This is a genomic window from Pseudomonas sp. P7548, from assembly GCF_013386585.1.
Lineage (GTDB): Bacteria > Pseudomonadota > Gammaproteobacteria > Pseudomonadales > Pseudomonadaceae > Aquipseudomonas.
Map to the genome: position 1 here is coordinate 26,754 of NZ_JACARO010000067.1, position 9,273 is coordinate 36,026.

The following is a 9,273-nucleotide window of genomic DNA, read 5'->3' on the forward strand; positions in this document are numbered from 1 at the left end:
TCAAAAGTGAGCCGCCGTAAGGGCAGAACCAATAGCCGCCGTTACCTAGATAACGGATATGTACTCCGTCTGATCCAACATCCTGGTCGCCTGTCAGGCCGCCTTCGCAGGCAAGCCAGCTCCCACATTGGATCGCGGGATTACAGTTAGATAGCAGTCGCCAGCCAGAGGGACAAGCCGGCGCCTACCGTGTTGAGCGCATTCCACTACAATGCCTTCCACTCATTTCCCGGGGGCTTCATGGATATCGAACTGGCACGCACTTTCCTCGAAATCACTCGCTGCGGCAGCCTGGCTGCGGCGGCCGAGAAGCTGCACGTCACCCAGACCGCGATCACCGCCAGGGTCAAGAACCTTGAAAGCCAGTTGGGCAGCACCTTGTTTGTGCGCAACCGCGCGGGGGCGCGACTGACGCCGGATGGCGAGGCCTTTGTGGTGTACGCCAACCAGTTGCTGCAGACCTGGGAAGCGGCCAAGCGCGACCTGCCGTTGCCCGATGGCTACCGCAACGTGCTGCACATCGGCGGCGAAGTCAGCCTGTGCAACCCGTTGATGCTGGGCTGGGCCCAGGCCCTGCGTGAACACATCCCCGGCCATGCCCTGCGTACCGAGGTGCGTGAAGGCGACTACCTGCTGCGCCAACTGGAGCTGGGGGTGCTCGACGCGGCGCTGGTGTTCCAGCCGCACTACTGGCCCGGCTTGCAAGTGGAGCAGGTGCTGGAAGAAAAACTGATCCTGGTGCAGTTGGTCAGCAAGCCCGATCCCTACGTGTACATCGACTGGGGCCCGGGGTTTCGCCAGCAACACGACACCGCCCTGCCCGACAAGGCCCGCGCCGCACTGAGCTTCAACCTGGGGCCGCTGGCGTTGCAGTACATCCTGGAGAACGGCGGCGCCGGCTACTTCCGCACGCGGGTCGTACAAAGCTACCTGGACAGCGGCGTGATGCAGCGGGTGCCCAAGGCGCCGGAGTTCAGTTTCCCCACGTACCTGGTGTATTCGCGGGCGCGGGATTCGGCGGTACTGCAACAGGCGCTGGAATTGCTGCGGGGAGTGGTCAAGGCCGAAAGTGACTGGTCGCAGCGTTGGGATCCGTTGATTTGAATCACCAACGGCCGCCGTGCATGCTAGCCTGCGGGTGTTTCCTTTTGCAGCCTTACCGATGAACAAGAAAAAGTCCGTCACCATCAGCGACATCGCCAAGCGGGTCGGCATGACCACCATCACGGTGTCCCGCGCGCTGAGCAAACCCGACCTGGTCAAGCCGGCCACCCTGGCGCGCATCCTCGAAGTGGCGCGGGAGCTGGACTACGTGCCCAACGCCTTCGCCCGCGGGCTCAAGCGCAGTGAAAGCCTGATCATCGGGGTGATCACCGCCTCCGTGGACAACCCGTTCTACAGCGAGATGATCAAGGCGATTTCCCGCGAGGCGAAAAAGCACGGCTACACCATCATGCTGGTGGACACCGACGAACTTGAAGAACTGGAAAGCAAGGCCGTGGACACCCTGCTCGGCTATCGCGTGGCGGGGATCATCCTGTCGCCGGTCTCCGATGAGCCGAACTACCAACCCGATTACCTGGAACGCCTGGGCAACGGCAAGACCCCGGTGGTGCTGCTCGACCGCACGATCCACGACAGCCCGTTCAGCCGCGTGGTGCTGGACAACTACCACAGCGGCATCCAGGCTGCCCATTACCTGCTGCGCCAGACCCCGCACCTCAAGCGCCTGCTGGTGCTGACCGGCCCCGAGCATTCGCGCATCACCGTGGAGCGCCTCAAGGGCCTGCGCGAAGTCCTGGCCGAGCACCCCCACGTGCAGGTTGAAGTACAGGCCGGCGACTACACGCTGATGCCGTCCTACCTGCACACCCTCGACTACCTGGCCGAACACTCGGCGCCGGATGCGATCATGGGTTTCAACCAGTTGATCACCCTCGGCGCCCTGCGTGCGCTGCGCATGCACAACATCCCCCATGACAGCCTGACCATCTGCGGCATCGACCGCCTGCCCTTCGCCGACATCTTCGGCGTGCCGATCGCCTGCGTCGCCCACGACGCGTCCCTGGCCGGCAGCAGCGCGGTACGCCTGCTGCTCGACCGCCTCGAAGACCCCTTCAAGCCACGGGACAAGGTGGTGATCGCCGGCCTGCTGGAAAACGGCTAGCGGCTGGTGTAGCCGCCATCGATGGGCAGGCTGACGCCGCTGATCATGCTCGCCGCCTGGCTGAGCAGGAACAGCACCGGCAAGGCAACTTCCACAGGGTGTGCAAAGCGCCCAAGGGGAATGGCCGCCAGGGCCGGGTCGCGCTTGGCCGGCGCGGACCAGGCCATGGTCGCCATCGGCGTCAGCGTGACCGTCGGGTTGACGCTGTTCACCCGAATGCCGAAGCGGCCCCACTCGGCGCATTGCACGCGGGTGATTGCATCGAGCGCAGCCTTGGAAGCGCAGTAGCCGAGGTGATCGTCCAGGGCCACCAATGAAGCCTGGCTGGAGACGTTGACGATGCTGCCGGCGACCTGCGCTTCGATCATCTTCGCCGCCACACGGCTGGCGACTTGGGCGGCGGCCCGGGCGTTGACGTTCATCACCTGATCAAAGGCTTCGGCGCTGATGGCGGCGGCGGGTTCCAGGCGCGAGATACCGGCGCAGTTGACCAGGCCGTGCAAGGGCGGCAGGTCTTGCAGGGCCAGGTCGAGGGCGGCGCTGTCGGCGATGTCCAGGCACAGGGTGTGGCAGCCGAGCGTGGCCAAGGCCTGGGCATCGCGGCCCAGGGCGAAGACATCGGCGCCGCTGGCGATCAGTTGCACGGCGATTTCACGGCCGATGCCGCTGCTGGCGCCCGTGACAAGAATGCGGTGGTGGGTGAAGTCGAAGGCTGCGTTCATGGTCACTGTTCCATAGACGATGAAGATCCCCTGTGGGAGCTGGCTTGCCTGCGATAGCGGAGTGTCAGCCAATCCATCTGGTACTGATACACCGCAATCGCAGGCAAGCCAGCTCCCACATTGGAATGGGTTGATTCAATGAGATTGCAAGGTGTGCATGATCGGTTTCAGGGCCGGATACAGCTTCAAATACTCGGCAAACGCGTGGTCGTAGGTGGCGATAGTTTCCCGCTTGGGCTGTGCCCGCAACGCCAGTTGTACCCAGCCTTTGTCCATCTCCCCATCACTCACCAACCCCACCGTGTGCGCTGCCAGCAAGGCCGCGCCCAACGCTGCTTCCACCTCCTGCACGATGGTGTACACCGGGTAGCGCGTGACATCGGCGATGATCTGCATCCACAAATCCGAATGGCTCGCGCCGCCCACCACGATCAGGCGCGGGTCCAGCGAATGCGCACCGCGCGTGCCCGCTTCGATGTTGTGCCGCAGGGCAAAACTCACGCCCTCCAACACCGCCCGGTACAGGTGGATGCGCGTGTGATACAGGTTCAACCCGACAAAACTGCCACTGGCGCGGTCGTCCCAGACCGGGCTGCGCTCGCCCATCAGGTAGGGCAGGAACACCAGGCCTTCACTGCCCGCCGGGATCTTCGTCGCCGCCTGCTCCAGCAGCACCAGGCTGTCCTGGCCGGTGGCCTTGGCCTGCTGCTCTTCGGCCTGGCAGAACTGCTCGCGAAACCAGCTGACCGACGCGCCCGCCGTGATCGCGCCGCCGAAGATGTACAGGTCGCGGTGGCCGTTGTAGACGTGGGGCATGCTGACCAGGCCGTGATGGGCATCCACCTGTTGGTTCAGGTAGCCCCAGCACATGCTGGTGCCGATCATCGCCACATGGTTGCCCGGCTGCGTCACGCCCGCCGCCAGCGTGGCCATGGCCGCATCGACGCCACCGGCCAGGATCGGCGTGCCTGCCTGCAGGCCCAGGCGCGTCGCCCAATCCGCCAACAAACCACCCACGATTTCCCCGGAATACACCAGCCGCTCCGGCATCATCGCCTGCGGGATGCCCAATGCATCGAGCATCTCAGCAGACCAGCCGCGCGCCTTCACGTCGTATACGCCACCGATGTTGCCCGCGCTGCTGTGGTCCACCGCCAACTCGCCCGTGAGGCACCAGTTGATGTAGCTGTTGGGCGGCAGCAAGTAGCGCGTGCTGGCCCACACCTCAGGTTGATGCTGTTTGAGCCAGAGCATCTTGGTGAAGCCGTAGTAGCTGTCGACCGAGTTGCCGGTGACCTCGAACAACCGCGTGAGGTCTACGTTTTCCCGCACCCAGGCGACCTGCTCACTCGCGCGGCGGTCCATCCAGATCAGGCACGGGTGCAGCGGCGTCATCTGCGCGTCCACCGCAATCCCCGAACCGCCATACAGGCTGCTGATGCACAGCGCCTCGACCTGCGCCTTGGCAACACCGGCCTCTGCCATGCACTGCGCCACGCAGGCCTCAACCGCGTCCAGCCAGACCTGCGGCCATTGCTCGGCCCAGCGCACTTTCGGGGTATCCACGCGATACCCCTGGCTGTGCTGGGCGATGATCGTGCCTTGACCATCCACCAGCAGCGCCTTGGTGCTCTGGGTCCCTATGTCGACCCCCATCACGTAGCTCATGCTCAGACCACCGGCTTCAACAGCACCTTGATCGACTTGGTCGAGTTGGCCAGCTCAAAGGCTTCGGCCCAGTCGTCCAGCGGGAAGTCATGGGTGACGATGCCTTTGGAGGTGACCAGACCACGCTCGAACAGGTCGATGGCGATCGGGTAGCAATACGGCCCCAGGTGCGCACCACGCACGTCCAGTTCCTTGCGGTCGCCGATGATCGACCAGTCGACGCTGGTCTCGGCGCCGAACACGCTGAACTCGACAAAGCGGCCGAGCTTGCGGATCAAGTCCAGGCCCTGGGTAACACCGGCCGGCACGCCGGTGGTCTCGATGTACACGTCGCAGCCATAGTTGTCGGTCAGGCCGTTGATGATTTCACGGGCGTTGTCCCGCGAGGGGTTGATGACCACGTCGGCGCCGAACTTTTTCGCCAGTTCAAGGCGCTCGTCGACCATGTCGATCACCACCAGTTTCTTCGGGGTTTTCAACGCGGCCACCTGGACCATGCACAGCCCGAGGGTGCCGGCGCCTGCGATCACCACCACGTCGTCGAGCTGGATATCGCCGCGGTTGACGGTATGGATCGAGCACGCCATGGGCTCCACCAGCGCCGAATCCTCCAGCGATACCGACTCCGGAATCTTGTGTACGATGGCGGTCTTGGGAATGCGCATGAACTGGGCCATGCCGCCTTCGGCCACTTCACGCTGGAAGCCGAAGATGTTGTGCACTTCGCACATCCAGTACTTGCCGGATTTGCAGAAGCGGCACTTGCCACACGGCACGATCTGCTCGGCGATGACCTTGTCACCCACCTTGACCTCAAAGTGCTCCTCGGCACCCTCGCCTGCCTCCACCACGTAGCCGAAAAACTCGTGCCCCGGCACCACCGGCGCCTTGACCCACGGGTTGTCGCCGCCCCAGAACATCGCCGCCCCCGAGTGGCATTTGCAGTCACTGGCGCAGATGCCGCAGGCGGCGATGCGGATCACCAGTTCATTGGGCCGCGCTTGGGGTTTGCCGATGCGTTGCAGGCGATAGTCTTTCGGGCCGTGGCAGACGACGGCTTGCATTTCGGTGTGCTTGTCCATGGTGTGGGTCCTGTTTTTGTTAGAAGGTTATTTGTGGCGCTGACGGCTGATAAAAATCGCCAGCAAAATGATCCCGCCCTTGATCACGCTCTGGACGTAGGGCGACACGCCCAGCATGTTCAGGCCGTTGTTCAACACACCCAGCAGCATGGCGCCGAGCAAGGTGCCGACGATGACCCCGCGCCCACCGGCAATCGAGGCGCCACCGAGTACCACGGCGGCAATCGCATCCAGCTCGAACGACACGCCGGCATTCGGCTGGCCACTCATCAGGCGTGACGTCAGCACCAGGCCGGCAATCGCCGCAGTCAGGCCACTGATGCCGTACACCAATAATTTGAAGCGCGCGGCGCGCACGCCCGACAAGCGCACGGCTTCTTCATTGCCGCCGATGGCGTAGATGTAGCGGCCGATGCGCGTGTGTTGCAGCAGCACATAGGCTGCGGCGTAGGTGATCAGCATGATCAGGATCGGCACCTCGATGCCGAACAGACTCTGGCGGCCGAAGAAGCCAAACCACTCCGGCAACCCGGAGATCGGGTAGCCGTCGGTGTACATCAGGCCCAGGCCCCGGGCGATGCCCATGGTCGCGAGCGTGACGATGATCGGCGGCATGTGCAGGTAGGCGACGAACAGGCCGTTGCCGATGCCGAAGGCCACGCCGATCAGCATCCCGGCGCCGATGGCCAACCCAGGCGGCAGCCCCGCCACCATCAGCCCGGCTGTCAGCGTGCCGGACAAGGCCATCACCGGCCCCACCGACAAGTCGATGCCGCCGGTGAGGATCACGCAGGTCATGCCCACGGCGATGATCGCGTTGATCGACACCTGGCGGGCGATGTTCGACAGGTTGCTGGTGGTGAGGAAGGTGTCGCTGGCCAGGATCATCACCAGCGTCACCACCACCAGCCCCACAAAGGGGTAAAACGCCGGCGAGCGCACCAGCCGCGCCAGGTTCAGGCGCAACGGGCTGGTGCCTGGGGTGTTAATGGACATATTCACTTGAGCCCCCTGTTGCATGGCGCATGACCTCTTGAGGATTGACGGCAGACGCTTCCAGTACCTTGACGATGGCGCCCTTGTGGAACACGGCGACGCGGTCGCACATGCCGATGACTTCCGGCAGTTCGGAAGAAATCATGATGATTGCGTAGCCCTGTTCAGTGAGGCTGCGCATCAAGGCGTAGATCTGCGCCTTGGCGCCGACGTCGATGCCACGGGTGGGCTCATCGAACACCAGCACATCGCAGTGATGGTTGATCCAGCGCGCGATCACCACCTTTTGCTGGTTACCGCCACTGAGGTTGAACACCCGGCTTTCGCCGCTGGGCGCCTTGATCGACAGTTGTTTCATCAGGCTGTCGACACTGGCGCATTCACGGCCCTTGTCGATCAGGCCACTGGCGTTCTGGTATTTGGGCAGGTTATTCAGGGAGATGTTTTCGCGAATGCTGAAATCCGTAATCAGCCCTTCGCTCTTGCGGCTTTCCGGGAGCAGGCCGATGCCATGGGCCAGGGCCTGGGCCGGGTCATCCAGGGTGATTTTTTCACCGCGCAGCCACACGTCTTTGCTCACCGACGGCAGCGCGCCCATCATGCCCAGCGCCAGCTCGGTGCGACCGGAGCCGACCAGGCCGGCAAAGCCAAGAATCTCGCCCTTGTGCAATTGAAAGCAGTTGTGGGGGCCGTTGCGCACCAGTTGGATGTCCTTGACCTCCAGCAACAGCGGGCCGCGTGCCTGGGTTGGCTTGGGTGGAAAACTGCTTTCCAGGCGGCGGCCGACCATCATTTCCACCAGGCGGTCGATGTCGCTGTCAGCCACATCAGTCACGCCCACATTGCCGCCGTCGCGCAGCACGCTGATGCGGTCGCATACCTGGAAAATCTCCTCCAGGTGGTGGGAGATAAAAATCACCGCCACGCCCTGGCGCTTGAGCTCGCGCATGATGTCGAACAGCAGCTCGGCTTCGCTAGGGGTGAGGGTTGCGGTGGGTTCGTCCAGCACCAGCAGGCGCGCATCCAGGGCCAGGGCCTTGGCGATTTCGACGAACTGCTGCTCGGCCACGCTCAGGTGCTTGACCGCGCACTGCAGGTCCAGGGTGACCCCCAGGCGTTTGAACAGGGCCTCGGACACCTCGATCATTTCGCGCTTGCGCAACAGGCCGAAGCGGTTGCTCAGCTCATGGCCGAGGAAGATGTTTTCCACGGCGGTGAGGTAAGGAATCAGGCTGAATTCCTGGAACACGATGCCGATGCCGGCGGCGATCGCATCGCGATAAGTCGCAAACTGCCGGGCCTGACCGTCGATCAGGATCTGCCCTTCGTCCTGATGCTCGACGCCGCCCAGGATCTTCATCAGGGTCGACTTGCCCGCACCATTTTCTCCCAGCAACGCGTGGATCTCGCCCCGCTCCACTTGCAGGTTGATGGACTTGAGGGCTTGCACCCCCGGGTAACGCTTACAGATGTTTTCCAGCTTCAGAAGACTGCTCATACCGCCGACCTCGTGCTCAGAAGGATGACCGGGGCCCCACGCATGGCGCGGGGCCGGGGCGATTTACCAGCTGAAGTCCTTGGCCTTGGCCTGGTCGATCAGGGTGATGTCCACCGGAATCGTGGCGGGCACTTGCGAGCCCCACTTCTTGGCCAGGGCGATACCCAGGGCGAGGCGGATCTGGTCGCGGGGGTACTGGGCCGAGGTGGCGATGAACTTGCTGCCGGGTTTCTGGATCGCCTTGATCGCTTCCGGCGCACCGTCGACGCTCACCAGTTTCACGTCCAGGCCACTGGCTTCGATGGCCGACAACGCGCCGAGGGAGCCGTTGTCATTCACGCTGAAAATGCCCTTGAGGGTGGGCTGGGCCTGCAGCATGTTTTCGGTGACGGTCAGCGCCTGGTCACGTTCCTGCTTGCCGTTCTGGATACTGACAATCTTGATGTCCGGGTGCTTGGCCACGGCCTCTTTGCAACCGCGCACGCGCTCGAGGATAGGCACCACGGCAATGCCGTCGAGGATGGCGATGTTGCCTTTGTCGCCGATGTTCTTGGCCAGGTATTCACAGGCCTGGAAACCGGCGTCGAAGTTTTTTGAACCGACAAAGGCGTCCAGCGGGCCGTCGGCCTGGGCGTCTACCGCGACCACCACAACGCCGGCGGCATGGGCGGATTTGACGGCCGACTGTACGCCGACCGAGTCGGTGGGGTTGATCAGCAGGATGTCGATGCCTTTTTGCAGCATGTCCTCAACGTCGCTGACTTGCTTGGACACGTCGTGGCGGGCATCGGTGATGATCAATTTCGCGCCGATGGTCGCGCCCGCTTCTTCCAGGGCGTTTTTCATGGTGACGAAATAGGGGTTGTTGATTTCTTGGAAGGAAGCGCCGATGCGGATGGGTTTGGCGGCGTCGGCGAACGCCTGAGTGCCGAGGGTGATGCTGACGGCCAGTAAACACAGGGTTTTCGGGAGCATTTTCATGGCGTGGGTCTCTGTTTTGTTTTTATTGTTAGAGCAAATGTTATCGTTAACATTTTGTGGGAAGTTAGCAAGGTTGGGGGGAAGGTGCAAGCTGCCGTTGGTCGGGCTTTGGGGGCATATCCGTTATTGGGTGATGGCGGCTTATGGTTCCGCTCTTAC

The 9,273-nt window shown here is 63.0% G+C and carries 8 protein-coding genes; 2 read left to right on the forward strand and 6 right to left on the reverse strand.

Features of this window, described 5'->3' with window-relative positions; genetic code table 11:
- The first annotated feature begins 240 nt into the window (after nucleotides 1-240).
- Both HX803_RS24290 and HX803_RS24295 read left to right on the forward strand, forming a co-directional pair.
- Nucleotides 241-1,104: a LysR family transcriptional regulator gene (locus HX803_RS24290; protein ID WP_178924190.1), complete on the forward strand. Its 864-nt coding sequence runs from the start codon at nucleotides 241-243 to the stop codon at nucleotides 1,102-1,104.
- 58 nt (nucleotides 1,105-1,162) lie between these two features.
- Nucleotides 1,163-2,167 (forward strand): LacI family DNA-binding transcriptional regulator, encoded by a 1,005-nt coding sequence (locus HX803_RS24295; RefSeq protein WP_178924192.1) that lies wholly within the window; start codon nucleotides 1,163-1,165, stop codon nucleotides 2,165-2,167.
- On the opposite strand, the gene HX803_RS24300 is transcribed toward HX803_RS24295, so the two are convergent.
- The 6 genes from HX803_RS24300 to HX803_RS24325 form a co-directional block, all read right to left on the reverse strand.
- A complete protein-coding gene (locus tag HX803_RS24300) occupies nucleotides 2,164-2,889 on the reverse strand; it encodes an SDR family oxidoreductase (protein ID WP_178924193.1) in 726 nt (241 codons plus the stop codon). The genes HX803_RS24295 and HX803_RS24300 overlap by 4 nt on opposite strands.
- A 135-nt stretch (nucleotides 2,890-3,024) precedes the next feature.
- Nucleotides 3,025-4,557 (reverse strand): FGGY-family carbohydrate kinase, encoded by a 1,533-nt coding sequence (locus tag HX803_RS24305; RefSeq protein WP_178924195.1) that lies wholly within the window; start codon nucleotides 4,555-4,557, stop codon nucleotides 3,025-3,027.
- Between the two features lie 2 nt (nucleotides 4,558-4,559).
- Entirely contained in the window at nucleotides 4,560-5,639 is a 1,080-nt protein-coding gene (locus HX803_RS24310) for an alcohol dehydrogenase catalytic domain-containing protein (RefSeq protein WP_178924197.1), read from the reverse strand.
- 27 nt (nucleotides 5,640-5,666) lie between these two features.
- Nucleotides 5,667-6,659, reverse strand: coding sequence for an ABC transporter permease (locus HX803_RS24315; RefSeq protein ID WP_178924199.1), 993 nt, complete (start codon nucleotides 6,657-6,659; stop codon nucleotides 5,667-5,669).
- Complete coding sequence (locus HX803_RS24320) at nucleotides 6,625-8,133, reverse strand: sugar ABC transporter ATP-binding protein (protein ID WP_178924201.1); 1,509 nt, start codon at nucleotides 8,131-8,133, stop codon at nucleotides 6,625-6,627. Before HX803_RS24320 ends, HX803_RS24315 begins: the two co-directional genes overlap by 35 nt.
- A gap of 63 nt (nucleotides 8,134-8,196) precedes the next feature.
- Nucleotides 8,197-9,114 (reverse strand): substrate-binding domain-containing protein, encoded by a 918-nt coding sequence (locus HX803_RS24325; protein ID WP_178924203.1) that lies wholly within the window; start codon nucleotides 9,112-9,114, stop codon nucleotides 8,197-8,199.
- Nucleotides 9,115-9,273: the final 159 nt, after the last annotated feature.